Annotated in this window: 19 protein-coding genes; 5 read left to right on the top strand and 14 right to left on the bottom strand. The window is 60.5% G+C overall.

The window, feature by feature from the left end:
• Positions 1-41 precede the first annotated feature (41 nt).
• Complete coding sequence (locus R3F07_09035; protein ID MEZ5276509.1) at positions 42-941, bottom strand: sugar phosphate isomerase/epimerase family protein; 900 nt, start codon at positions 939-941, stop codon at positions 42-44.
• Between the two features lie 329 nt (positions 942-1,270).
• Between R3F07_09035 and R3F07_09030 the strand changes: the two genes are divergently transcribed.
• Positions 1,271-1,945, top strand: coding sequence for a UDP-N-acetylglucosamine diphosphorylase (locus R3F07_09030; protein MEZ5276508.1), 675 nt, complete (start codon positions 1,271-1,273; stop codon positions 1,943-1,945).
• Positions 1,946-2,009: 64 nt separating this feature from the next.
• Positions 2,010-2,975 (top strand): tryptophan--tRNA ligase, encoded by a 966-nt coding sequence (gene trpS / locus R3F07_09025; protein MEZ5276507.1) that lies wholly within the window; start codon positions 2,010-2,012, stop codon positions 2,973-2,975.
• A gap of 404 nt (positions 2,976-3,379) precedes the next feature.
• On the opposite strand, the gene R3F07_09020 is transcribed toward trpS, so the two are convergent.
• From R3F07_09020 to R3F07_08980, 9 genes are all read right to left on the bottom strand, one after another.
• The gene (locus R3F07_09020) at positions 3,380-4,747 is read right to left on the bottom strand and encodes an IS66 family transposase (GenBank protein ID MEZ5276506.1); all 1,368 of its coding nucleotides are present in this window, start codon (positions 4,745-4,747) and stop codon (positions 3,380-3,382) included.
• A 42-nt stretch (positions 4,748-4,789) separates the two neighbouring features.
• On the bottom strand, positions 4,790-5,134 hold the full coding sequence (tnpB, locus tag R3F07_09015) for an IS66 family insertion sequence element accessory protein TnpB (GenBank protein ID MEZ5276505.1): 345 nt from the start codon (positions 5,132-5,134) through the stop codon (positions 4,790-4,792).
• 4 nt (positions 5,135-5,138) lie between these two features.
• Positions 5,139-5,492 (bottom strand): hypothetical protein, encoded by a 354-nt coding sequence (locus R3F07_09010; GenBank protein ID MEZ5276504.1) that lies wholly within the window; start codon positions 5,490-5,492, stop codon positions 5,139-5,141.
• A gap of 191 nt (positions 5,493-5,683) precedes the next feature.
• Positions 5,684-6,142, bottom strand: a complete 459-nt coding sequence (locus R3F07_09005) for a hypothetical protein (protein MEZ5276503.1) — start codon at positions 6,140-6,142, stop codon at positions 5,684-5,686.
• Positions 6,139-12,183 (bottom strand): RHS repeat-associated core domain-containing protein, encoded by a 6,045-nt coding sequence (locus R3F07_09000; protein MEZ5276502.1) that lies wholly within the window; start codon positions 12,181-12,183, stop codon positions 6,139-6,141. The genes R3F07_09005 and R3F07_09000 overlap by 4 nt, the downstream gene beginning before the upstream one ends.
• Positions 12,180-12,773 (bottom strand): hypothetical protein, encoded by a 594-nt coding sequence (locus R3F07_08995; protein MEZ5276501.1) that lies wholly within the window; start codon positions 12,771-12,773, stop codon positions 12,180-12,182. The genes R3F07_09000 and R3F07_08995 overlap by 4 nt, the downstream gene beginning before the upstream one ends.
• Before the next feature lie 415 nt (positions 12,774-13,188).
• Complete coding sequence (cmk, locus tag R3F07_08990) at positions 13,189-13,893, bottom strand: (d)CMP kinase (GenBank protein MEZ5276500.1); 705 nt, start codon at positions 13,891-13,893, stop codon at positions 13,189-13,191.
• A 9-nt stretch (positions 13,894-13,902) separates the two neighbouring features.
• Positions 13,903-15,267, bottom strand: coding sequence for a 3-phosphoshikimate 1-carboxyvinyltransferase (aroA, locus tag R3F07_08985; protein ID MEZ5276499.1), 1,365 nt, complete (start codon positions 15,265-15,267; stop codon positions 13,903-13,905).
• Positions 15,248-16,099: a prephenate dehydrogenase/arogenate dehydrogenase family protein gene (locus tag R3F07_08980; GenBank protein MEZ5276498.1), complete on the bottom strand. Its 852-nt coding sequence runs from the start codon at positions 16,097-16,099 to the stop codon at positions 15,248-15,250. The genes aroA and R3F07_08980 overlap by 20 nt, the downstream gene beginning before the upstream one ends.
• 121 nt (positions 16,100-16,220) lie before the next feature.
• Between R3F07_08980 and R3F07_08975 the strand changes: the two genes are divergently transcribed.
• On the top strand, positions 16,221-16,679 hold the full coding sequence (locus R3F07_08975) for a hypothetical protein (protein MEZ5276497.1): 459 nt from the start codon (positions 16,221-16,223) through the stop codon (positions 16,677-16,679).
• Positions 16,680-16,864: 185 nt separating this feature from the next.
• Here the strand turns inward: R3F07_08975 and R3F07_08970 are convergent, their stop codons facing one another.
• The gene (locus R3F07_08970; GenBank protein MEZ5276496.1) at positions 16,865-17,269 is read right to left on the bottom strand and encodes an EVE domain-containing protein; all 405 of its coding nucleotides are present in this window, start codon (positions 17,267-17,269) and stop codon (positions 16,865-16,867) included.
• Positions 17,270-17,621: 352 nt separating this feature from the next.
• On the opposite strand from R3F07_08970, the gene R3F07_08965 reads away from it, so the two are divergent.
• Positions 17,622-18,647, top strand: coding sequence for a TRAM domain-containing protein (locus tag R3F07_08965; protein ID MEZ5276495.1), 1,026 nt, complete (start codon positions 17,622-17,624; stop codon positions 18,645-18,647).
• Positions 18,648-18,661: 14 nt separating this feature from the next.
• On the opposite strand, the gene thrS is transcribed toward R3F07_08965, so the two are convergent.
• On the bottom strand, positions 18,662-20,497 hold the full coding sequence (gene thrS / locus R3F07_08960) for a threonine--tRNA ligase (protein ID MEZ5276494.1): 1,836 nt from the start codon (positions 20,495-20,497) through the stop codon (positions 18,662-18,664).
• A 21-nt stretch (positions 20,498-20,518) separates the two neighbouring features.
• Entirely contained in the window at positions 20,519-21,949 is a 1,431-nt protein-coding gene (gene cysS, locus R3F07_08955; GenBank protein ID MEZ5276493.1) for a cysteine--tRNA ligase, read from the bottom strand.
• A gap of 209 nt (positions 21,950-22,158) precedes the next feature.
• On the opposite strand from cysS, the gene hemB reads away from it, so the two are divergent.
• Complete coding sequence (gene hemB / locus R3F07_08950) at positions 22,159-23,172, top strand: porphobilinogen synthase (GenBank protein ID MEZ5276492.1); 1,014 nt, start codon at positions 22,159-22,161, stop codon at positions 23,170-23,172.
• A gap of 12 nt (positions 23,173-23,184) precedes the next feature.
• On the opposite strand, the gene R3F07_08945 is transcribed toward hemB, so the two are convergent.
• A complete protein-coding gene (locus R3F07_08945) occupies positions 23,185-23,976 on the bottom strand; it encodes a hypothetical protein (GenBank protein MEZ5276491.1) in 792 nt (263 codons plus the stop codon).
• Positions 23,977-24,010 lie beyond the last annotated feature (34 nt).

The following is a 24,010-nucleotide window of genomic DNA, read 5'->3' as shown; positions in this document are numbered from 1 at the left end:
GTCGATCGAACCGATTCGACTCGCGGGCCGGGAACCAGGCTTCAGCCGACCCCGAACGCCTTCATTTTCGATCTCAGGAACTGCGCGGATTCCGCCAGGTGCTCCATCCCGACCGAGGGGTCGTCGCCGTCCTCGATACTGATCCAGCCGTGGAAGTCGATTTCACGCAGGATCCCGAAGACGGCGTCGTAGTCGATGGCCCCCCGGCCGATGACGCCATGCTTGAGGATGGCGGCGTAGCCAAGGCCGGACGCGGCGTCGATCTTGCGCAGGTCCTCGAGGGTGCCACCTTCCAAGTGCCGGTCGCTTGCATGCATGGTCTTGAGGCGATGCTTGACCGCCTGGAGCATCGCGATGGGATCGTCACCGGCGATGAGCGCGTTGGAGGGATCGTAGTTTACACCGAAGAACGGGTGTTCGGGGATGGCGTCGAGTAGCTCGAGAAAGACGTCCATTTTCTGGGCGAATTCCGGGAACTGCCAATAGCCATCCTTGTAGTGGTTTTCGAGGATGAGGCAGACCCCCTGCTCCTCGGCGAATGGGAGAAGCTCGCCGATGCAGTCGGCCACCATCCGGATGCCGTCGCTGCGGGAAACCTCCGGGTTCCTCTGCCCGCTGAGGACCCGGCAAAAGCCGGCACCGATCCGGGCGGATCCCCGGATCGCCTCCTTCTGCTTCCCGATCTCCGCCTGCCGCCTGGTGGGGTCCGTCGAGATGAAGTCCGGCGAATAGCACATCATGGGTGCGGAAAGCCCTCGGGCTGCCACCCGGGTCCGCAGAGCCTCCTGCCCTGCGGTATCGGCGGGAATCGTCGGCCAGTAGAATTCCAGGCCGTCAATGTCGAGCTGATCGGCGGCGAGGTCGATCCAGTCTTCATTGGTCATCGTTTTCTCGACGACGAGGGCATTGAGGAAGCACTTGGGAAAGGCAGCCAATGGCATGATGGGTGAGTATGGCAGAGGCGAAGGGTAGAGGAAAGAGGTAAGATCAGACTTGATTGCCCCCGAGTCAGTTGCCGATCACGAGGAATCAGGAAGTGTAGTGGCGGCAGTCTCTTGCCGCAGATCCACATCGGACCGCCCCAGGAGATCCGGCTTCTCCATGCTCAGCGGGATACGCCGCGACACGCTGGGGCGGTTGCACCTGGGCAAATGTCCGAACGGGAGAAGCCAAGCCTGAGCCGAAGGATCGGCAAGACTTGGTGTCAATCGAAGAGGGCCCCTTTCCCGCGGCATTGACGTGGACAAGGGGAGGTGAGATCAACGGGTCCGTGAAAGCTGCCGATTTCTTCGATTTACCGGACTCCCTGCCTTTTGCAGATTTCTTCAGTCCGGAGGCGACTCCCTGGGCCTGGGTGACCGGGATCAAGGCCGCGTTGAGTCAGCTTGAACGCAGCCTGCCGCCGGATCTGCCGCCGGGTGTGCACATCACAGGGGCGGTTCACATCGACCCATCCGTGCGGCTTCCCAACCATTGCACCATTGTCGGCCCGGCCTGGATCGGTTCCGATACGGAGATCCGTCCGGGTGCCTATATCCGCGGCCATGTCATCGTGGGGCGGGGGTGTGTTCTGGGCAATGCCTGCGAGTTCAAGAACGCCCTGCTTCTCGACGGGGTCAAGGTGCCTCATTTCAGTTATGTCGGAGACAGCGTGCTCGGGAATCGCAGCCACCTCGGGGCGGGCGTGATCTGCTCGAATATCCGGCTGGATGAACAACCCATCGCCCTTCACCTTCCCTCCGGGACGGTGGAGACCGGTCTGCGCAAGCTGGGGGCGATGCTCGGTGACGGGGCGGAGATCGGCTGCAACGCGGTCCTGCAGCCGGGCACGCTGATCGGCCGGCGGTCTCTGGTCTTTCCGTTGACTCCGTTCAGCGGCTTTCTCGATCATGGGCAGATGGCGGGCAGTCGCGCGGATATCCGACGCGTTCCGAGGCGGGGCTGAACTGGAAGCCCTGGTTTTTTGATCGCCAGAAAAGCAGGTCTCCGTTCCTTTCGTTCTTTTCGTCATGCGGATACTCTCAGGAATCCAGTCGTCCGGCGTCCTTCACGTCGGCAATTACTTCGGGATGATGAAACCGGCCGTCGAGCTGCAGGACACCGGCGACGCCTACTACTTCATTGCCGATTACCATTCGATGACCTCGGTCTTCGATCCGGAGCTGCGGCGACATTATACCCGGGAAGCGGCCCTGGACTTCCTGGCGTGCGGGCTTGATCCGCAGAAATCGGTCTTCTTCCGTCAATCCGATGTTCCGGAAGTCACGGAACTGACCTGGCTGCTCTCGACGCTGACCCCGATGGGTTTGCTCGAGCGGTGTCACAGCTACAAGGACAAGGTCGCCAAAGGGGTGAGCCCCAACCACGGGCTCTTCGCCTATCCGGTGCTGATGGCGGCGGATATCCTGATCTACGATTCAAACGTGGTTCCGGTCGGGCGTGACCAGAAGCAGCATGTCGAAGTGACCCGGGATATCGGGATCAAGTTCAATCAGACCTACGGCGAGGTCTTCGTCATTCCCGAACCCAGGATCCGCGAGGAGACCGCGGTGGTTCCCGGGGTTGATGGTCAGAAGATGAGCAAGAGCTACGGGAATACGATCGACATCTTTGCCGGGGAGAAGCCGACCCGGAAGCGGATCATGAGCATGGTCATGGACAGCCGGACCCCCGATGAACCCAAGCCGGACGCGGAGCAGAATACGGCCATCCAATTGCTCAAGCTAGTCGCGGAGCAGGGCGTCTACCTCGAGACTCTGGAACGCCTGCGGGCGGGGGGGCTCGGTTACGGCGACCTGAAGAAGCAGCTTTTCGGGTGCCTCTGGGAGCATTTCGCAGACGCCCGTCAGCGCCGGACTGAACTCCAGGCCGACCCCGGCTACGTGGAATCCGTCCTCCAGGCCGGAGCCGAGAAGGCCCGCAGTGTGGCCGACGTCGTCCTCAAGCGGGCACGCCGGGCCTGCGGCCTGGATTGAGGTTACGAAGGTGTCGACACCGCGCATGCCGCGGGCGGTGCCGGTGGAAGGACCGATTGGAAGGGAGGTACGAAGGAGTATGAACCGGAGAGCGCTCAATGAAAAGCGACCCGTCCGAGCCAGGGTCACAAACTTCAGTCTCTCGTCCATCGGTTCTGCTTCTTTCCAGGGCATAACGCCCTATTCGTAAGCGTCCGACCTTCTGCCTCACGCCGAAGCATTGATGGTGACGGATAATGGGTCTTACTGGTCACCAATGATGCACATCAATGGTGACGGATTGTAATGCAGATAGGACGAATCAAGCCGGTTGCCAGTTGGCCGGCAGCAGCGAGGTGAAGTCATCCTGGTTGGTCATCGAGGGGATGCGCCGCAGGACATCGGCGAGGTAAGCCTGGGGATCTTTACCATGGCGTTGACACGAGACAACCAGCGAGTAGATCACCGCGGAGCGCTCCCGGCATCGGGATGTCCGATGAACAGCCAGTTTTTTTGCCAATGGCCGAGGGGCGGATGGCCTGCTCGATCAGGTTGTTGTCCAGCCGGGTTCGCCCGTAACGAAGATGGGCAGTCAGAGGCTTCCACTGATTGAGCAGGTAACCGCAGGCCTTGCCCAGAAGCTGGTTGGGCAAACAGCGTTGCTGCAAGGCCAGAGCGAGTTGGTGGAGCCACTTGAGGGTCCGGGCGAAGTGTTTCTCCCTGAGCCGGGAACGTTCGATGGCGTCGATCCCTTGCTCATCCCACTGGCACTCCAGCTGGTAGAGTCGGCCGATGAGCCGCAGGGCGACTCTGGTGGCCTTGGGGTTCTCGGATTGAGCCTCGAAGAAGCCGCGCCTGGCATGGGCCCAGCAGCCAACCCAGACGACCTGATCATGGGCGCCGGCATAGGACTCATAGGCCGCATAGCCGTCGGATTGCATCAGCCCCTCAAAGTCTTCACCCAGCAGCCGGTTGACCTCGCCATACTGGCGCGAAGGTGCCCAGACGAAGTAGACATCGGATTCGGGCCGTCCCATCACCCAAAAGTAACCCTGGAATGTTTTCCCACGTTTGAGGTCGGGGTCCCGACAACGCACCGGTGTTTCATCAATCTGCACGTATCCCCCGGCGAGCAACTGCTGGCGGATCAAATGGTAGAGAGGCATAAGCCACATTGCGACCGCCTCAATCCAGTCGGACATGCTCTGTCGGGAGATCGGAGCCGACCATCGCTCAAACATGCGTTGCTGGCGATAAAGAGGCAGATGGTCCACGTATTTACTCACTGCCACATGGGCGATCAGGCCGGCCGAGGCGAACCCGCCCTCGATGGCCCGCTTGGGCGCCGGGGCCACTACCGGGGGACGCGAACGATCCATGCGATGCCGATACTTGGGCCGGATAATCTCCCGCTTGAACAACTGCGGGGGCACGATGTCCACCTCGAAGGTGCGTTCCTCGCCGATCTGCTCAAAGGCAGCCGGATCGGCCTCCACCTCTTCGGGCTCAATGACCACGGTTTCCTTCACCGGCAGGTGGGCGAACTTATCAGCCGGGGTGGGAACTTTTTCGCGCGGCGTTCGTCGCTCGTAACTGACCTTCTGGATCGCCTCTACCTCGCCGGTGAGTTTTTGAAGCTCTCCAAGCTTGAGCTGAAGCTGTGCGGGATCGAGCTTCTCGCTCTTGCCACCGCCAAACATCTGGCGCTTGAGCCACTCAATCTGCGCCTGAAGTTCCAAGAGCCGTTGCTTGAGCTGCAGGTTTTCGGCATAGAGTTCTTCGGCGGGAGGCATTCCAAGTATCCATATATAGGATACTTGCAATAACAAGCCTTTTTATCGTTCATACCACGCTTTTTGCATGCCTTTTTTAAGGTCGATTCCGGCGATGAGCATGGTCAAGGCTTCCGGACTCATCGCAAGCTTGCCTCCCGTGCGATCCCTGGGCCAACTGAACCGTCCAGCCTCCAACCTCTTGGCCAGAACCCAGACACCGGTTCCATCCCAGTAGAGCAGCTTGAGCCGGTCGCGCTTCTTGTTGGTGAAGGCAAAGACCGCTCCGCTCTTGGGATCCTCCCGGAGTTTTTCACTGGCCACCGCCCAGAGCCCGTTGAACTGCTTGCGCATATCCACCGCTTCCAACGCCAGGAAGATCCGAAGCCCCGCCGGGAACGCCAGCATCGCTTCAGCTCTCCAGCAGGCGGATCAACCGTGCCAGCGATTCGACCTCGTCTCCCCGAACCACCATCCCGCAGACCAGCGTCACCTCCAGGCGAATGGCCGGGGCCGTCGGCAGCCTCGCTTCAAGAAAGCGCGGCCCGGGTTGCGCTTTTCGGCCAGCCCGCCGGTGGCGCCCAAGCTGGGCCACGAAAGTATGATACTTCACTCCTTCATGACGGGCGAACTGGACCTGGGTCATCCCACTGGACTCATAGCGCTCGATCAACTCGCTCCACGCACTGGAATGCAGGATCTGGCGGCCGCGGGTATCACGCTTGGGTTCCCCGTCAGTTATCTCGGTCAAAATCGTCTCAGACATCCAGCCAGACTATCCCAATCCGCCGCACTTGACTACGAGGTCTCAGAGCGGACACTTACCCCTATTCGGAGTGTTACCGATGTCTTTGGACTATCTGTTACCGCTCGCTCCGGTTCATACCCTGCTCCCGAAATCAAGGAAACTTGCTGACCCCATTTGATTTCCGACCCCATTGGATTTCCCTTTTGCCCCTATTTGCACGGCGCATTCAATATCTCTGGATCCTGATTCAAGAACGCTAGAATTAGCATCTCATTTTCTGTCGCTAGAGGAGGTGAGATAATATACATAAACCGAGGACAATCGAGCGAACACCTGTCAAGAATCATTAGGAAGTGGATGCTTGCCTCCCAATCGGGTTTTGGAGGAATTTGCATAATTCGCAATAGGACGAAATGGGGAGTCGCAAGCATCCTAACCTCCGCAGGATCAAAGTAAATCGACGGATGGTCGCCAACGTAAAGTGAGAATCCGGAGTCTGCATACGAGATTTCGTATATGTCAGATTCGTCATTTTTTATATGCTCATTCAATGTCAACCCTTCGGGCAAGGTAAACATGTACTTTCCGGCATAGATTATTCTGTCTTCATCGGCTTTAGTACATGCTATTGTGATAAAAATGAAAGCCACGGTAAGGATTGTCTTCATGGGTGGTTTCTTTCAATTATCGAAGTTATATCCCTCTCCCAAACACTACCGGAGACGGATTTCATCAGATTGCCATCACTCTTGTAATACAATTGGGGATACAGATGCATGGCCTCTTCGGTATATAGATCTGGAAGACCAAGCCAGTGCCCGGCCTCGTGCGCAGCAGCCCACGCACTTGTGGAATCTTGGAAGTTGGTACTCTCCGCTCCGAATCTTCCATAGCCATCGAGTCGTGCCCAGACCCAAACATTGAGGGCCGGTCCGGATTTGCCCGTCATATTGATTACCTCAGTCGATACGTCGTAGCGCCCGAAGATGCCTGTCCAAGTCGACTCAATTCCGTTTATCCATCGGTCAATCGTATTTTCCATGCGATAACGACCACCAAATTGGTTCTTGAACCTCACTCGAAGTGTAATATCGACGAGATAATCTCCGTCGTCGGAATTTCCACCTGCGACGACAGAGACATCGCGGCCATTGTCACGATGTGAAAGCCTGGGAGTGGCCGGGAGGTTCCCGGGAACACTGCCACCTCGGTTTCCCATTTCCGGAGAGGTGTTATGGGTTTGAAGGATGAAGTTCGTCCCGATTTGGAACGAGCCTGAGACAGACAACAGAGATCCATTTGCATCGATGAAGCCATTTCCCCAGACGTTGGCTGCGCCCACGATCTTCCCGGTGACATTGTCGACGAAAACCGTGTGAACGTGATTGTTCAGAAATCCCAGATGATCGCTCATCAGCTGCCCGGCCCCCTGCTGATAGCTAAAATAGTATTCAAAACCGGGCTCCATCATGGTGTCACGGTTTTGCGAAAAGGTATCCCAGAGGAAGATGTCCTGTTCTCTGGCCAGACGGTCCTGTTCGTCAGGATCGATCATCCCGAGCAGATCCCACCGGTTGACCGGATCGTTCCAGGTGTGGGCGTAGAGGTTTTCGCCTCCGGCCTCCCCGATGGGGTCGCGGTGGATGAAGCGTCCGTGCTTGGGCTGGTAGAGCCTCATCCCGAAATCCACCAGTCCCGACTCTATATCGGTAAAATTCCCGGCAAATCCGATGAAGTCCATGGACTGGACCCCGGCATTCAAAACATAACCGACGGTATTGCCGAAGGCGTCAAACTGGTAGGCACGGTAGATGTTGCCGCTGCTGTCGAGCATGCCGGTCACGTTGCCGCGCGCATCCATCATGGGAAAAGACAGGCCGTTGGAGACATTGCGCACCATGAGCAACCCGCCGACCCCGCCGGCCCCGTGCAGGGTGCCGGTCTTATCCGGGCCCCAGGTGTAGCTGCCCATGCGCGCATCGTTGCGGTAGATGGCGATCGCATTGAAGCCGTCGTAGACGTACTCGTAGGTGCCCGGATAGGCGCCGCCGGAGGCCACCTTGCGCACCCGGCGCCCCAGGTAGTCGTAGGTGAAACTCAGGGTGATCCCGGACTTGGACATGCCGATGACCCGGTCTTCCAGGTCGTAGGTGTAGCTCCAGGTGCCGTCGTCGGTCAGGTTGCCGTCGTCATCGTGATTGAAATTGTATTGGTGCTCGTCTTCCTCATACCAGTTGTACTGGTTGAGACTGTTGGCCGAGTAGGTGCGGTCCTGCTGGTCATCGACGTGGTCCTCGAAGGTGCGGTTGGAGACATCGTCCCAGTTCCAGTCGCGTTCCCAGGAGCTGACCCACGATCCGGTCGGCTGGCCGGAACCGTCCAGCAGCCGAGTCTTGGTCAGGTCGATTTCCCCCCGGCCGGTGTAGCTCCAGCTCATCTGGAAGCCGTGGGTCCAGCCGGCATCCCACTTGGTCGTGATCGGCCCGGTCACGTTTTCGGCCAAGCGGCGGCCCTCCAGGTCGTAGCCGTAGAGGTAACTTGCCCGCAGAGAGCCGTTCCAGGTCGTTTCCACCGCGTCCTCCAGCCTGCGGAACGACTGCCAGTATGTCGAGCGTTCATAGTAGCCGCTGCTGACCGAATCCACCAGGTCGGTTCCCGGCAGGTAGCTGTAGGTGAAGGTTCGCGGGCCTCCGGAATAATGGGCGGCGATGGTGCTGAGCCGCCCGGTCGAGGCGTGGTAGGCGTAGACGTCCTTCAGATCACGGTCGGTGTCGGTGGAGGGACCGACCTCGAGGGAAGTGCGGCGATGGGCGCCGGAAGACTCGTAAGCATGGTTGATCTGCAGGTTGCCCAGGAAACCGTTCGGAAGGACCTCTTTGGTCAACCGCAGGGCGGCATTGTAGGTGAAGCTGCGCGTGCCCAGCGCATCAAGGACGGTGGCAGTCTGTCCGGCCCGGTTGTAGGTGTATTCGACGTCCGGGGTGATGGTTCCGGAGTAATCGACCTTCTTCAATTCCCCCGTCAGGGTCGGGGTCGTGTCAAAGTAGGTGTGGGTGGCGGTTCCGCCCCGGGCCAGGGTCCTGACGCTGAGCTGGCCCCGCGGGTTGTAGGTGTAGGTCACCGACTCGGCCGCGGCATCGGTCTTGGCCGACATCAGGCCGGTCCAGGAGTCGTAGGCCCAGGTGGTAGGGTCGCCCTTGGCACTGTTGGAAAAGTCCGACGGCAAGACCGCCTCGCCGTCTTCATCATCCTGATCGAGTTCCCACATGGTTGCACCGGAGCGATAAGTGCGCAGCTCGGTCTTCTGCCCGTAGGTATCGAAGACCGTCTTGGTCGGATGGGTCTTGGTGCCCCACTGGTAGACGGTGGTTGGATCATTGGCGGTGCGAATGACATAGGCGGTCCTGGTGATCTTGCCATAGGCGTCCTGCCGGCGCTTCACCCGGTTCATGTTGTCGTAGATCAGGGCTTCCTGGGTATAGTAGTCATTGGTGCCGAAGCCGTAGTAGGTGCGGACACTGCTGACCAGATCGGTGCCGGAATGGTAAATGTAGCCGGTCTTGGGAACGTCGTAACCTCCCGTTGCGCTCGCCTGGAAGTCCTCAAAGCTCAATCGCCACCAGGCATCGTAGAGGTAGTCCGTGAAGACCCCGGACGGGGTTTCGTCCTCGATGAGAAGGCCGTTCTGGTGGGTCCTGCGGCCGGGATTGCCGACACCTGAAACGGCGGTCTCAATCTCGACCAGGGCATTGGCTTGATCGACCAGCTTCCTGGTCGTGGTGGTGGTCCCGGCCGCATCGGTCACCCGTTCTTCCGAGGCGAGGGTCGCGCTCAATCCGCTGACCCGGCGGCTGCGGGTAGACTCGAGGGTGCGGGTGGCGCTGTTGGCCGTGGCATAGAGATAGACCCGCTCACGCAGGAACCGCGAGGTGCTCTCAGTGAAAGAGTCGTACTCGTAGTCGCGGATGCGGTCCATCGACGCGGTGGCGATGCCGCCGCCGGTCACGTCGGCCGCGACCCGGGACAGCCGGCCCATCACGTTGTAGGTGTAGTGCTCGGGTGGGAGAAGGGCGGTGCCGGCGCCGGTGCTGCCGCTGACCGTCTCCTTCAGGGTCAACTGCCCCGTGGTGGGGCTGTAGGTGTGCTTGATGCGATGGTTGGTCCCCCCGGCGTTGAAGGTGGGGTGCGCTATTTCGGTCACCCGTCCCAGCCAGTCCGAGGTGGTCTTTGACCAGCCCGCTCCATCTGAGCCTCCGCTTGCGAGTTGGTGCCGGACAGTCTGCGAACCGCTCGGATAGGTGCCCCCGGTATTGATCGTGTAGTCGTAATAGGCGGGAGGCGAGGCCGTGCCGGTAACCGACTTGGTCTGACCGTCGCGGTAGCGGACTGTTTCGATGGTGGACCCGTCGGGTTGCGTTGCAGTGACATCGCGACCGCCGTTGAAGTAGGCGTAGTCGGTGTCCTTTCCGCCGTTCTGGCCGGGCACCGTTGATTTCGTCAGCCGTCCAGCCTGGTCGAACTGCCACCGGCTGATGATCTGCGCCGAGGAACCGCGTTCTTCGGCGACCTTGCGGTTGTCGGCATCGTATTCGAGTGTGGTGGTAAGCGCCGGGATGGCACCCTTGGCGGTGACTGTTATGCCGGTTAAGCGGCCCAGGACGTCATAGGTGTAGGAGCGCTGAATCCCGTCAGAGTCCGTATCGGCGGTCTTCAGGCCGTCGACCCAGGTGGAATTGTAGTCCAGAAAGGACCACGAACGTCGGATATTGTTGATCCAGCTGGGGGTGCCTTCCGGCGTGCACATGATGAAGGCGCCATCGCCGATCGGCGCAAAGGTGGCGCTGCCGATGAAAAGATACTGGTTACGAAGGAGTGGGCGCCCGTCGATGCCGGTCACCTCCTCATCCATGGTGGACTGGTGGGGAATCATGTAGAGCGGCTCCATGGTGATGCCGCTGTAGCTGGAATAACAGGTGGCGCCGGAGTCGCCGCCGTTGGTGGCCGCGCCATGGAAGACGAGACGACGGCGCGCTCCGCCCGCCGAATCCGGCTCAAAGGCCTTGGTCGCGGGGTCGACATATCCGTTCTGATAGACATACGAATCGATGGTCCCGTCGGGTCGGCGAACGCAGTAGGTCAGGTCCCGGAAGAAGGAATCGCTCGCGTTCTTGTCGTAGGTCTTGGTGACGGTTTGAAGGGATTGGGTCGAATCGGAGAAATCCAGCCTGGTCTCGATCCGGACCGGCTGGCCGTTGATTATCGCACTCGAATAGGCGATGGTGGTCTTGGCGACCTGCACGCTGTTGATCGATGTGCTGATCTGGGTCGGGAGCCGTCTTTCGCCGTTCCAGTCAGAGTGGTCGTAGGTGTAAGTGGTCACCCGACCCGAACTCAGGGAAAAGGTCGGCGTGGTGGGGTCGTCCTCGAAAGGCCGGAACTCATAGCGCAGACGGCCGCGCCGTGTCAGATCGTCGAAGTAGTCGAATCCGATCCAGGAACCGTCCGGACGGGAGATCGACTTGATCTTGGTGTAGCGTCCGTTCTCGGAGGTGGTTTCATAATAGGCGTAGGTCGTGGTCAGGTCGCTTACGCCGAAGTCCGCCTTGCTGCTCATCAGTTCGCGGCCCCACGCTTTGTTGACGTAGGTATCCTGGGTGCGGGTGGCGGCGGCAGTGTCGAGGTCGGACAGACTGCTCTTGACGAGTGTCTCCTCGACCAGATTGCCGCTGGAAAACCTGCGCACATCGTGGCGGATGCCGCTCACCCCGTTCGTGGTTGGAGTTCCCCAGTCCGTCATCTGCCAATCGGACGCGGTCGCCTTCTTGAGTTCGGTCCGCGACGTCTGGCTGCCGCGCGTCCGATCAATCCGCATGATCGAGTAGTTTGACTGCGAGGTGATGTCGTAGGTGACGAAGGCACTGCCCGAGGGCGTGTAGTAGCCGTTGACCGGTCCCGTCGCCGAGGAATAGAAAGCGAGCCGGTAACCGCCGCTGATCGTCGTCACCGTGACCAAGCCAAACGGGGCGCGTACCTGGGAGAGCGCGCCGGTATTCGGGACGCGGTCCACTTCGGGCGACGGGGACTCGTAGATCAGTGATGAAATCTGAAAGGTGGTGGCATCCAGATTGTCCTGTCGGATGGCCATGTAGCCGGCGGATTTGCCGTTGCGCAGCTGGCCCATGCCCACGCGCCAGACGACCTTGCCGCTGGAAAGGGGCAGGGCCACGCCGGCCGGCGTAAAGTTGCTGCCAGGCACGACTTCGACCCGGATGGAAAAGCTGTCGCTGGGCATCCCGATCAGGGGATCAAGGTTGATGACGGTCGACGAGGCGTCGTAGAAATTGCGCTCGAGACCGTTTATGAAGACGGTGTAGCCCTCACTTGGGTTGAAATGCGCCCGGTAGCCTTCCACCCAGTCACCCGTCACTGTGACGGTGTATTCCTTTCCGGGCACAAGCGAAGCCGTCCCGGGATCGAAAGCGTAGGTGCCGTCGGCCCAGACCGCTTTGCCGGCGTTCCCATTGGACAGATCAAGATCGATCCATGGATTGTAGCCAGGAGGAGGATAGGCCGCATCGAATTCGCCGGTCAGGTAGACGGGAACGAGGGTTTCGCAACTGATGCAGTCATCGGCCACAAGGGGCGTGGCCATGGAGGCGAGGACCAGAAGGCAGGCTCCGGTCGAAAGGAGGAAACGCGCCGGGTTCACGGTTGCACCTCCTTTGCCCGGGACTCCTCAGCACGCCGTTCTGCGATGACACGATCCCGTTCCTCCAGGGCCTGGGCCAGATACAGGGATTCAATCTGGCCCTGCGGGTCCAGGTCGTAGGCCAGGCGGAATAGCCTGGCTGCTTCGGGCAGGTCTCCGTTGGTCTGCTTGAGCAGTTGACCGGTCCGCTTGAGCAATTGGGCGGTCGCTGCGTTCGGCAGTTGCTCCGTCCCGGCAGAAAGAGACGAAAGGCAGGCCTCCAGAGCCATCGCCCCGAAATGCCGGGCGGCTTCGTCATGGTCGGTGTTCTGCAATTGAAAGGCCAGTCGGCTGAATCGATCCGCGATGACGATCACGTCGGAGGGGGTCGGCCGATCGGCCGGCAGGTCTTCGAGCAAGATCTGCTCGGCCGTCGCCAGATCGGAAGAGAGAGCGGCCTGGAACGCACGGTCCATTCGGTTGGCGTCGATGCTCCGGACGGCGTCCGGTGGGGTGGTCTGAGCTTCTGTCACGGTAGTGCCAGGCACGATCGCGATGATTGAGGCCTTCAGGATGGCCAGAAGAAGCCATTGCGGGATCGGATGTTTCAATGCGGGGCCTGGTTGATTGTTGATCGATGGCAGGGGAAATGGGTCCGGGGTATGGGCCGGACTATCATTCGGGATGGATGGGATGCGGGGACTGGCCCAATGGTGCGATACCCCGAAGGCGCAGCGAGAAGCCCGGGGAAATAAACGGGGCTGAGGGGCGAGCCGTTGCGGCTGCCTGCTGCGATGGACTCAGTCCGATCGCTCGGTTGATACTCTGGCCGAAATGAAGTGAAGTTGTCGTGGCCTTATTCCTTCTCCCGGCTGATTCCTTTAGCGGAACTGAATAGGGGGGGGCAAGAGATAAGCAGAACTTATGTAAGAGAATGAAGTTCGGGCTCTGACATGAATCAGCTCACCTTATGATGATAACTACAGGACGCCGCGGACCTGAGCAGGTTTGCGCTTTCTCTGCCGTCTAGACCTCTTTCGGCTCTTGGGTGGACGGTTTCGGTTCTGGCGCGAGCGTCGCGATTAACCTAGCCATCCTTTCGACCACCTCTTCAAGCGAGAGGTAGGTTGAGTCGATCAGGATAGCGCCGGGTGGGTAGACCAGTGGGGCGGCCTTTCGTTGGGAATCCATCCGATCGCGTTGGTGAATGCTGTCGGCCTGACCCTGCTCGGCCCTTCGTCGGACCCGGGCTTCGGGATCGGCCTGGAGGAAGAAGCGGAAGGTGGCCTCGGGGAAAATGACCGAGCCGATGTCTCGCCCCTCCATGATCAGCCCACGGAAACCGGCTCGCTGGGCAACGGCCGCCTGGCCCCTCTGGTACTCCAGAAGGAAGGCGCGGACCGAGGGAAGCGCGGAAAAGGCGGAGACGGCGGCGTTGACTTCCGGATTACGGATTTCCTCTCCCGGGACGGAGCCGTCGATGACCATGACGGCGGTGTTTCCATCGACCCGTGTATCCAGGTGGATGGCGCTGAGGGCCGCTTCAACGGCCTTGGCCTCATCCGGCATGACGCCGGCCTGCAGTAGACGGTGGGTGATCGCCCGGTAAAAGGAACCGGTATCGACGTGGAGAAGCTGGAATCGCCGGCCGATGGCTTGTGAGGTGGATGATTTCCCGGAGGCGGCGCCGCCGTCCACCGCGATGATCAGGAAGGTATCGTCCGAAGGCATGTCAGTGGATCAACTCCGGTTTCGGATCGCCTCGAGAGCGTCGAAGAATCCGGGAAATGTCTTGGCGCAGGTGGCCGGGTTGACGATCCGCAGCCAGGGTCGGCCATCACCGTGCAGGTCGTGACAACCGAGAATGGCGAACGCCATGGCAACGCGGTGGTCGTGGTAGGTTTCGATGTCCGCCTCACGGAGAGGGGCCGGCTGGATGGTCAGGCTATCGTCGGTCTCGATCACCTCCTGACCGAGTTTACGCAACTCATTCGCTACCGCGGCGACCCGGTCGGTCTCCTGTTGGCGGGTGTGGGCAATCCCGCTGATCCGGGTCGGCCCATCGAGAAGCGGAGCGAGCGCAGCCAGGGTGAGGAAGGTATCGGAGATTTCGAAGAAATCGTGTGCGCCGGCTTTGAGCCTACGATCCGATGCGGGTCGGGTCATGCGGATCCCGCCGCCGGTAGCTTCCATTTGACAACCCAGAGATTCGAGGATCCCGGCGAAGGCCGTGTCGCCCTGAAGGCCGTCGAGCCTGAGATCTTCGATTTTCAGGGCACCGCCGGCCACCGCGGGCAGGGCGAGGAAGTAACTGGCGGTGGAGGCATCCGATTCGACCCGGTAGGTATCCCCGGGTCCGGAGTAACCGGAGCCGGAGCGGACGATGAAGCCGTCGGGTTGCTCGAGGATGCGGTCGGCGTCCAGCCCGAACTGACCCATCATGGCGAGGGTCATTTTGATGTAGGGCTTCCTCGTTCGCGTATTGGATAAGTGGATATGAAGATCCTCCGTGGCAAAGGGAGCGATCATCAGGAGAGCGGAAAGGATCTGGCTGCTGGCCCCGGCGTCGACCGAGATCCGGCCACCGCGCAGACCCGCGGGATGAAGCACGAGAGGAAATCCGTCTGTGGGCGAAGCCTCAATCTGGGCACCTCCCTGCCGGAGCGCTTCGACCAGTCCCCGGATCGGTCGCCTGCGCATCTGTTCGACCCCGTCCATCCGGAAAGTTCCATCGGGGGCGAGGCAGCAGAGGGCGGTCAGGAAGCGGGCGGCGGTGCCCGCGTTGCCGACGGCTAGGGTGGCATCGCGGTGTGGGATGTGCCCCCCGAGCCCCTCCACCTCGATCATCCCGGTCGCAGGGTCGGTCGTCAGGTCGAAGCCGAGGGCGCGCAGCGCGGCCTCCATGATGGTGGAATCGTCGCTGACCAGGGCATTGGCGATGCGGGTTCTTCCCGAGCTGAGGGCGGCGAGGAGCAGTGCACGGTTGGTGATGCTCTTCGAGCCCGGGACCCGGACCCGACCGGAAACCGGCCGGGTGAAGGGCCGGATCGGGAGAATGGCCGGAAGGGAACCGGCCTTCGGGGAATCAGGATCGGAACTGGTCACGGTAGGATTTCCCGCGCTCCAGGTAGGCCCTGAGTTGGAGGGTGTCCCGGTTGGCGAGCGCGGTCTGGAAGGCCTGGATTTCGTCCTGATAGGCACTGAGCGCCCGCAGGATTTCGTCCCGATTCTCGAGAAGGATCTGGACCCAGAGCGAAGGGTTTCCGGAAGCCACCCGGGTGGTATCGCGGAGGCCGCCGCCGGCGTAGAGATGCCAGTTGGGCGTGCGCCGGGCGAGAAGATTGCAGAGGGCGGAAGCAGCCAGATGAGGCAGGTGACTGACGTGCGCGACCACTTCGTCGTGGAGGTCGGGATGCATGGTGACGACCTCCGCTCCGAGTTGATTCCAGAAGGCGGCGATGCGTTCGGTTGCCTCGACCGGGGTGTCGTCCAGGGGAGTGACGAAACAGGCCCGCTCCCGGAAAAGCTCGGGATCGGCGTGATCCATCCCGCTCTTTTCGGACCCGGCCATGGGATGAGAGCCGACAAATCGGGCGCCTTGGGAAAGAGCGGCCGAGGCAAACCGGCAGATCTCTCCCTTGACACTTCCCACGTCGGTGACGATGGCGGTCGCGGAAAGGGTGTCGCTGACCTCACGGATGAGGGGCACGATCCGTTCGACCGGAGTGCACACGACGATGATATCGGAGTCGGTGGTGGCCTCCCCGGGGGTCGCGCAGACCTGGTCGCACCAGTCCACCTGTTGCAGGGCGAGGCGGGTTTCCGGCCTCCGTGCCCACACCTTGATCCTCCCGGCGGCGCGGTAACGCCGGGCTGCCCGGGCGACGGAGGCGCCAAGGAGGCCGGGGGCAAGGACGGTCAGGGTGGGCGGGTTCATCAGGAGATCGAGGAAATCGGATCAGACGGTCCTGTCGAGCCTTTCGCGGATGGAGCGGCAATGACTTCAGAAGTTGACGGCGAAGGCACCTCTGATTGATTGTCCGGAAGATTCTCCACTCATGAAAAGATTCCTTCTCCTCGCCTCTCTGATGACAACTGCAGTGATTGCGGCTGATACGGCTGCCTCTCTGGAAATCGACCGCAAGCAGATGCAGGCGCAGACGATCGAAATCGTCGGCACCGGCATGAATCTGGATCCGGCGGTGGCGGACACATTCTGGGCAGTCTTCAAGGAATACGAAGCGGAGCGGATCAAGATCGGTGATCGCCGGGTCGAGCTTCTTCAGCAGTTCGCGGCGCAGGTCGACTCGATGACGGACGATCAGGCCAGTTCGATGGCGATGCGCTCGTTCGCTCTGGAGCGGGAGGCGCTGGAGCTGAAGGAAAAGTACTTCAAGATCCTGGAGAAGGAGATTTCCTCGAGGGTGGCGGCCCGGTTTGTCCAGGTCATGAATCAGATTGATTCCGTGGTGAATGCCAGCCTGTCGCGGGAAATGCCCCTGATCGGTGGGTTCTAGAGGCTGTCGGGTACGCGCTTCTTCTTTGAGAGCTGAGCAACTTGCTGATAAGAAACAAATATTCGAAGTAAATCCCCAGAATTCGCGGTTGGGATGGCGGGTCCGGAGGCCCTCGCCCTACCTTTTCCGAGCCTCCGTGGCAGGGCTGGATGTTTCCGGCCAGCCGTTGAATGAGGTGAATCGCCCTAGGAACCCATCTCGACGATCTTCTTGAAGGCCGCCTCGGGAAGCGGCTGGACCGACAGGCGACTGTTCTTGAGCAGGACGATGTCGGCGAGTGACGTCTCCATCTTGATCTGATCGAGGCAGACGGGATTCTTCAGGGCCTTGACCGGCTTCAAGCGGACGGCGGACCAGTCCCCTTCGGTGGCCGTGGGGTCGGGGAATGCGGTTGCTTCCACTCGGGCGATGCCGACGACTTCGCGTGGGCCGACGCTGTGGTAGAAGAGAGCCCGGTCGCCCTTTTTCATGGCCCGGAGGTTGTTCCGGGCCTGGTAATTGCGAACCCCATCCCAGTCGGTCCCTCCATCGCGGACAAAGTCGTCCCACGAGTAGGTCTCCGGTTCCTGTTTGACGAGCCAGTGATTCATGATTTCCTCAGCGACAGTACCTTATGGCGAAAAACGCTGACGAGCAAAAAACGGCCCGGAGGACGGTGATAACGCTCTACGTTCTGATCGGGGTTTTGACCATTCTGCCGTTCATCCTCCTCGCGCTGGCTTCGAAGAAGTAGCAGGAATGATGGCGAAACCGGTCGCTTCTCCGGGATGGAGGGGGACGGGGCGCTTGCCTTTGGGTGACCTTGCGGATCCGACTCCCGCCGACCTGATCGGTAAAAAGGCGGAGAGGGTGTGAAGGCGGAGTCAAAAATGCCGAAGAAGAAGGGGTGTAGTACCGGTGGAATTTGCATACCGGTGCCCCAATCCATCTTTCGACACCATCGTGAAAACCACGCTGATCACTCTGCGTATCCTCTTTGTCTCCGTTTGCGCCCTTGCGGGCTGGCTTATCTGTCTGTCCATCAAGGAGTGGGATCCCTATCAGGGACTGGCGGTCCTCATTGGCATATTGATCGGTCTGTTCGTCGTTCTGATTGACGTTCTCCTGAAGGGATTTTCTCTCCGCGGGCTTTCTGTCCTGACCTTCGGGCTGTTTGTCGGCTCGATCATCGCCTACATGATTTCGGTCTCGCCTCTCCTGGACGAGGGAGATCCCCAGGTGCTTTATCTTGTGCGCCTCGGACTCTTCATCATCTGCTCCTACCTCGGGGCGGTCATCGCACTTCGGGGAAAGGATGAGTTCAGTCTGATCATCCCCTACGTGCGTTTCGTCCCGCACGATGTCGACGTGCCCCTGGTCGTTCTGGACACGAGCGCCTTGATTGACGGGCGGATCGTCCGGGTCTGTGAGGCGCAGTTCATCACCGCGGCTCTGGTCATCCCTCAATTTGTTCTGGAAGACCTGCACTATATCGCGGATTCCCGCGATCCGACCAAACAGGCCAAGGGGCGGCGCGGTCTGGAATCGCTCAATGCCCTTCGGAAGATTCCCAATATTGACCTTCGAATCCCCGATAGCGAATTGGGAAAGAAGCAGTCGGCGGATGAAAAGCTCATCTTCATTGCCCAATCAATGAAGGCGAAGCTTCTGACGACCGACTTCAATCTGGCCAAGCTGGCCCAGTTTCACGGCGTGGTCTGGCTCAACCTGAACGGATTGTCCAAGGCTCTGCATCCCGAGGTGGTCACCGGCGAGCGCCTGACTGTGGATCTTCTGAAGCCCGGACGTGAAGAGGGACAGGCCGTGGGTTATCTTTCGGACGGATCGATGGTCGTGGTCCAGGATGCGCACACCTATATCGGCCACAAGGTCGAGGCCGAAATCAACAGCGTCGTGCCGACTTCCGGGGGCAAGATTGTCTTCTGCCGGATGGTCGGGACGGCCGAGAAGGACGCGGTCGCGAGCTGAGACGGGGCCGCGCCTCAGCCTTCGGCCTTATTTTCCTTGATCAGGAGTTTCCGGGAACGGATCTCATCCTGAAGCCGGCTGAGAAAGTCCCCAACCGGCTGACTCCCTTCGTTGCCGGTGAAGCGTGACCGGATGGAGAGGGTTTCGGATTCGACCTCCTTCTCCCCGATGATCGCGGTGTAGGGAACCTTGTCCAATTCGGCCCTCCGGATCTTGGCTCCGAGTTTGTCCGAATGGTCGTCGACGCCCACGCGAATGCCGGCATCACGATACCGTTGGTAGATGGCTTGAGTCGCCTCTTCAAAGCGGTCGCTGATTGGCAGGAGCCGCAGCTGCTGCGGTGCCAACCAGGTCGGGAAATCTCCGCCGAAGTGTTCGATGAGGACGCCGCAGAAGCGCTCCATCGAGCCGAAGGGAGCGCGATGGATCATGACGGGGCGGTGGTTCTGGTTGTCGGACCCTATGTAATTGAGATCGAAGCGTTCCGGCAGGTTGTAGTCGACCTGAACGGTGCCCAGCTGCCATTCGCGGCCGATGACATCGCGGACCACGAAGTCGATCTTCGGGCCGTAGAAGGCGGCTTCGCCGGGTTCTTCCGCAAAGGGGACATCGAGCGACCGGGCGGCTGCCCGGCAGGCTTCCTCGGCCTTGTCCCAATTGGAGGGATCCCCGGTGTATTTGGACGAGTCGGGATCCCGCAGGCCGACGCGCACCCGGTAATCCTTCATCCCGAGGGTGGTCAGGACGGTCTTGACCAGGGAGAGGCAGCCGATGAGTTCCGCCGGTACCTGGTCCTCGGTGCAGAAGAGGTGGGCGTCGTCCTGGGTGAATCCCCGAACCCGGGTCATCCCGTTGAGTTCTCCGGATTGTTCCCAGCGATAGACGGTCCCGAACTCGGCCAGCCGCACGGGCAGGTCGCGGTAGGAATGGGGCTGGCTGTCGAAGATTTTGATGTGGTGGGGGCAATTCATCGGCTTGAGCAGGTAGCCCTCGATGGCGCCCTCCTCCAGGCGGTTGGCCAGTTCCGCGCAGCTGCAACCTTCGGTGACCAGTGTCTCCATCGTCTCGCGTTCCACGATGGGGGGATACTGGGAGTCGCTGTAGTAGGGGAAGTGCCCGGATGTGCGGTAGAGCTCCAGCTTGCCGATATGGGGCGTGAAGACCTGGGCGTAACCCTGCTTCCTCAATTCCTCAGCGATGAAATTCTGCAATTCCTGCCGGATGATCGAACCGTTCGGCGTCCAGAGAACAAGGCCCTGCCCGACGGTTTCATCGATATGGAAGAGCTTGAGGTCCCGGCCGATCTTTCGGTGGTCCCGGGCCTTGGCCTGTTCCAATTGATCCAGGTAGGCGGCCAGTTCGGCCTTGCTGGGAAAAGCCGTTCCGTAAATGCGCTGGAGCTGCTTGTTCTTTTCGTCTCCGCGGTGGTAGGCCCCGGCGACGCTGAGCAGTTTGAAGGCCTTGATCTTCTTGGTGTAATTGACGTGGGTACCGGCGCAGAGGTCGCGGAACTCGCCGTTCTGGTAGAACGAGATGAGCTCGCCCTCGGGGATGTCGGCGAGCCGCCCCAGCTTGTAGGTCTCCTGACCGATCTCCTTGATGAGGGCGACGGCTTCGTCCCGACTGACTTCCCTTCGGAAGAACTTCTGGTTCTCGTCGATCACCCTGGCCATCTCGGCCTCAATCGATTCGAGGTCTTCCTGGGTGAACTTGTGCTCCAGGTCGAAATCGTAGTAGAATCCGGTGTCGGTCGGCGGTCCGATGTCCAGTTTGGTTTCGGGAAACAGCCGGAGAACGGCGGTAGCCAGCACGTGCGAACACGAATGACGGATTTCTTCCAGTGGTGTCATGCTCATGGGAAACGATTACGGCTAGATTTTCTCGAGGTCGAAGCCATCCTTGCGGTCGAGGCTTTTCCAGCCGGCTTCGGCCAGCTCGGCCCTGAGACGATCGGCTGTGGCAAAGTCGCGGGCCTGCTTGGCCGCCCACCGTTCATTGGCGAGGCGGACCACGGAGTCCGGTGCCTCGATGCGTTCGGCCGCACGAGGAGGCAGTCCGAGCGCGAAAAGGAATTTGTGCAGGCACTCCTGAGCGCTGGCGGCCTCGTCGGCGACGGTGACGGCCTCAAGAGCGGGAAGACTCTTGAAAAAGGCTCCGAGTGCGGCCGGAACATTGAGATCATCGCAGAGGGCCTGCCAGGCGGGGGTGAGTCCTCCGAAATCCCCGTCCAGAGCGGGTGAGGCTTCCGTGGCCCTGTTGGCCTCGTTGATTGGCCGGCCGGACACCTGTGCCAGTTGGGCGGCTGCCCGGTCGATGCGCCGGATCGCGCTGGTCGCCGCATCCATCGAAGCCCAGGTGAAGTTGAGCGGTTGCCGGTAGTGGCCGCTTATCAGGACATAGCGCAGGGCGCGGGCCGAATAGCCACGGGCGATGGCATCCTCGGGTGTGTGCAGGTTGCCCAGACTCTTGCTCATCTTCTGACCCTCCACCATGAGATGGGCATTGTGCATCCAATGCCGGGCAAAGGGCTTTCCATTGCTGGCCTCGCTCTGGGCTATCTCGTTTTCGTGGTGCGGGAACATCAGGTCGACCCCGCCTGCATGCAGATCGAAGGTGTCTCCGAGGTAGACCCGGCTCATTGCACTGCACTCGATGTGCCATCCGGGCCGGCCGGGTCCCCAGGGGCTGTCCCAGAACACGGTGCCGTCGGTCGGTTTGTGAGATTTCCAGAGCACGAAATCGCTGATCGAGTCGCGATCGTATTCGTCGGCATCCATCCGGCCACTCCCGGCCGGGGCATGATCGTGGGTGATTTCCCGTTCTTTCAGACGGGAAAGGGCACCGTACCCCTCAAATGACGATACCCTGAAATAGACGGAGCCTTCTTCGGTGGCATAGGCATGTCCGCCGTCAACCAGACGGGCGATCATCTCGATCTGGACATCGATATGTTCGGTGGCCCGGGGTTCCGCATGGGGAGGAAGGAGCCCGAGAAGCTCGCAATCGCGGTGAAACAGGTCGGTCCAGCGATCCGTGACCTGTCTCAAGGAGGATCCTTCGCGGTTGGCGGCGGCGATCGTCTTGTCGTCAACATCCGTCAGGTTGCGGACGTGAAGGGTCTTCAGGCCCGAAACCTCAAGCGTCCGGCGAAGGACGTCCTGAACGATGAAGGCCCGGAAATTGCCGATGTGGGCCGGGCCATAAACCGTCGGGCCGCAGCAGTAGAATCGATAGGTCTGACCGTCCTCGGGCTTGAGGAGGCGGACTTGGCGACTGAGTGAATCGTAAAGCTGCACGGACATGACGGGTTCTTGATGATGAAAGTGAATGGTTCAACGCAGGACGGATCGGGACGCAAGCCCGCAGGTCGAATGCGCAGAGGTGCAAGGGGTCCTGGAGCCCCTCAACAACAGGTTCGCGGCGAGGGCCACCACGCGGTTCGCGTTGGCCGGAGCAAAAAGTCATCTGGACGCCGTCTCGTCATCGTGTTTCCATCGGGATTTCACCAACAATGAATGCCAAGTTCAAGCTCGATCTCCCCGTTCGACCCCGACGTCTGCGACAATCAGCGACTCTTCGTCGCATGGTCACGGAAACCGTTCTGAGGGTTGACGACCTGATCGCCCCGCTCTTTGTCCGAGAGGGCGGTGGAACCCCTGAACCTGTCGGTTCCATGCCAGGGGTCGAGCGGCATGGCCTGGAGACCCTGGTCGAAACCTGTCGCCTGTTCGAAGATCTGGGCATTCCGGCGGTCGCGCTCTTCCCCTGCCTGGCCAGTGAACTGAAAGATGACGACGGTTCGCATGCCCTGGACGAGGATGGTCTCGTCCTGAGGGCGGTCCGAGCCGTCCGGGCTGCCTGTCCGGACCTTCTCGTCATAACCGACATCGCCTTGGATCCCTACACCACGCACGGTCATGACGGCCTCCTGACCGGGGATGGCCGAGACGTGGCGAATGACCCGACCGTGGATGTGCTTGCCCGGATGGCGGTGCTCCACGCCTCCTGCGGCGTTTCGCTGGTGGCGCCATCCGACATGATGGACGGGAGAGTGGGCGCCATCCGGTCGGCTCTCGATGAGGCCGGGCATGTTGATACCGGCATCCTGGCCTATTCCGCAAAGTTCGCTTCGGGCTATTACGGACCGTTTCGGGATGCGGTGGGAAGTGCCCGTCCCGCGATGAGTCCCTATCTCGACAAAGGAACCTATCAGCTCAACCCGGCCAACCGCCGCGAGGCGCTCACCGAAATCGATCTGGATGTGGGGGAGGGAGCGGACATCCTGATGGTCAAACCGGCGGGACCCTACCTCGACATCATTCGGGAAGTCCGGGATCGGACGAATCTGCCGGTGGCGGCCTACCAGGTCTCAGGCGAATATGCCCAGATCCACGCGGCCTCGCGCCTCGGCTGGCTCGATTATGAGCGTTGTCGCGACGAATCCCTGCTTGCGATCAAGCGGGCAGGAGCCGACCTGATCCTGACTTATTTCGCCCGGGAAGTTGCGGAGAAGCTGGGAAGGTAAGCCGGCGCGCGATCAGCGGCGGCGCTTTCCGGCCTTCCGTCCGATGTCCTCGTCTTCGTCGTCGAGGTCCTCGTCGTCTTCGTCCAGGTCTTCGTCGTCTTCGTCCTCGCTGTCGTCGTCGTCCTCCTCGTCCTCTTCCTCCTCATCCCAGCGGAGGGACTCATCGCCCTTGAGCTTCTCGGCCTCCTCATCGTCCTCGTGCTCGTCGATATCGGGGAAATCGTCCTCGTCCTCGCCTCCGGCCTTGTCGTCTTCGTCGTCGTCGACTTCCCAGCCGGCCGGGACATAATCGAGAATGGCGATCACTTCATCGTAAAGGTGAACGGAGGTTCCTTCGATCAGGCTGTTGTTCTGGGCCTCGCGCAGCTCGTCCTCGACTTCGTCGACCGTCAGGCTCTGTTCAAACTCGAAGGTATCGTTGAGCATCTTCACCCGGGTTTTCATGATATGGTCGATGAAGTCGGCATAGGGGCCCGTCTCCTCATCCATGACATCCGGGAGCGCAAAGAGTTTGTCGTCGGATTCCAGCAGAGAGTCCTTTACCCGGGTCAGACGGATCCGGCCTTTGCCGAGATCCTTGTCGATACCGAATGAAATGAAGGCCATGTCGAAGATATCGGCGTCGAATCCGTAGTCGCGCAGCGGTTCCAGGAGTTCGAGGATATGGGATACCTGTCGTGGATCGATGATGCTGAGGCCATCAACATCCCAGTGGATGTCGTCGCTGATTTCTTCGACCCACCAATTGAGGTCTTCTCCGAGGCGAACGATGCACCAGTCAAGCAGAGGAGCGGATTTGGCCATATAGTTTGTGGAAATTTCGTGAGAGCAAAAAACC

The organism is Opitutaceae bacterium (assembly GCA_041395105.1).
Classification (GTDB): domain Bacteria; phylum Verrucomicrobiota; class Verrucomicrobiia; order Opitutales; family Opitutaceae; genus B12-G4.
Note: the sequence above shows the minus strand (reverse complement) of the source record. Positions and strands in the feature narration are given on the sequence as shown.

What these genes read in the sequence shown, in the direction of transcription:
- cysS (MEZ5276493.1), bottom strand. Translation starts at nt 21,949, where the DNA reads ATGTCCGTGCAGCTTTACGATTCACTCAGTCGCCAAGTCCGCCTCCTC.
- R3F07_08945 (MEZ5276491.1), bottom strand. Translation starts at nt 23,976, where the DNA reads ATGGCCAAATCCGCTCCTCTGCTTGACTGGTGCATCGTTCGCCTCGGA.
- tnpB (MEZ5276505.1), bottom strand. Translation starts at nt 5,134, where the DNA reads ATGCTGGCGTTCCCGGCGGGGCTTCGGATCTTCCTGGCGTTGGAAGCG.
- R3F07_09005 (MEZ5276503.1), bottom strand. Translation starts at nt 6,142, where the DNA reads ATGAAGACAATCCTTACCGTGGCTTTCATTTTTATCACAATAGCATGT.
- trpS (MEZ5276507.1), top strand. Translation starts at nt 2,010, where the DNA reads ATGCGGATACTCTCAGGAATCCAGTCGTCCGGCGTCCTTCACGTCGGC.
- cmk (MEZ5276500.1), bottom strand. Translation starts at nt 13,893, where the DNA reads ATGCCTTCGGACGATACCTTCCTGATCATCGCGGTGGACGGCGGCGCC.
- R3F07_09020 (MEZ5276506.1), bottom strand. Translation starts at nt 4,747, where the DNA reads ATGCCTCCCGCCGAAGAACTCTATGCCGAAAACCTGCAGCTCAAGCAA.
- R3F07_08980 (MEZ5276498.1), bottom strand. Translation starts at nt 16,099, where the DNA reads ATGAACCCGCCCACCCTGACCGTCCTTGCCCCCGGCCTCCTTGGCGCC.
- R3F07_09010 (MEZ5276504.1), bottom strand. Translation starts at nt 5,492, where the DNA reads ATGTCTGAGACGATTTTGACCGAGATAACTGACGGGGAACCCAAGCGT.
- R3F07_08970 (MEZ5276496.1), bottom strand. Translation starts at nt 17,269, where the DNA reads ATGAATCACTGGCTCGTCAAACAGGAACCGGAGACCTACTCGTGGGAC.
- thrS (MEZ5276494.1), bottom strand. Translation starts at nt 20,497, where the DNA reads ATGACACCACTGGAAGAAATCCGTCATTCGTGTTCGCACGTGCTGGCT.
- R3F07_08975 (MEZ5276497.1), top strand. Translation starts at nt 16,221, where the DNA reads ATGAAAAGATTCCTTCTCCTCGCCTCTCTGATGACAACTGCAGTGATT.
- hemB (MEZ5276492.1), top strand. Translation starts at nt 22,159, where the DNA reads ATGAATGCCAAGTTCAAGCTCGATCTCCCCGTTCGACCCCGACGTCTG.
- R3F07_09035 (MEZ5276509.1), bottom strand. Translation starts at nt 941, where the DNA reads ATGCCATTGGCTGCCTTTCCCAAGTGCTTCCTCAATGCCCTCGTCGTC.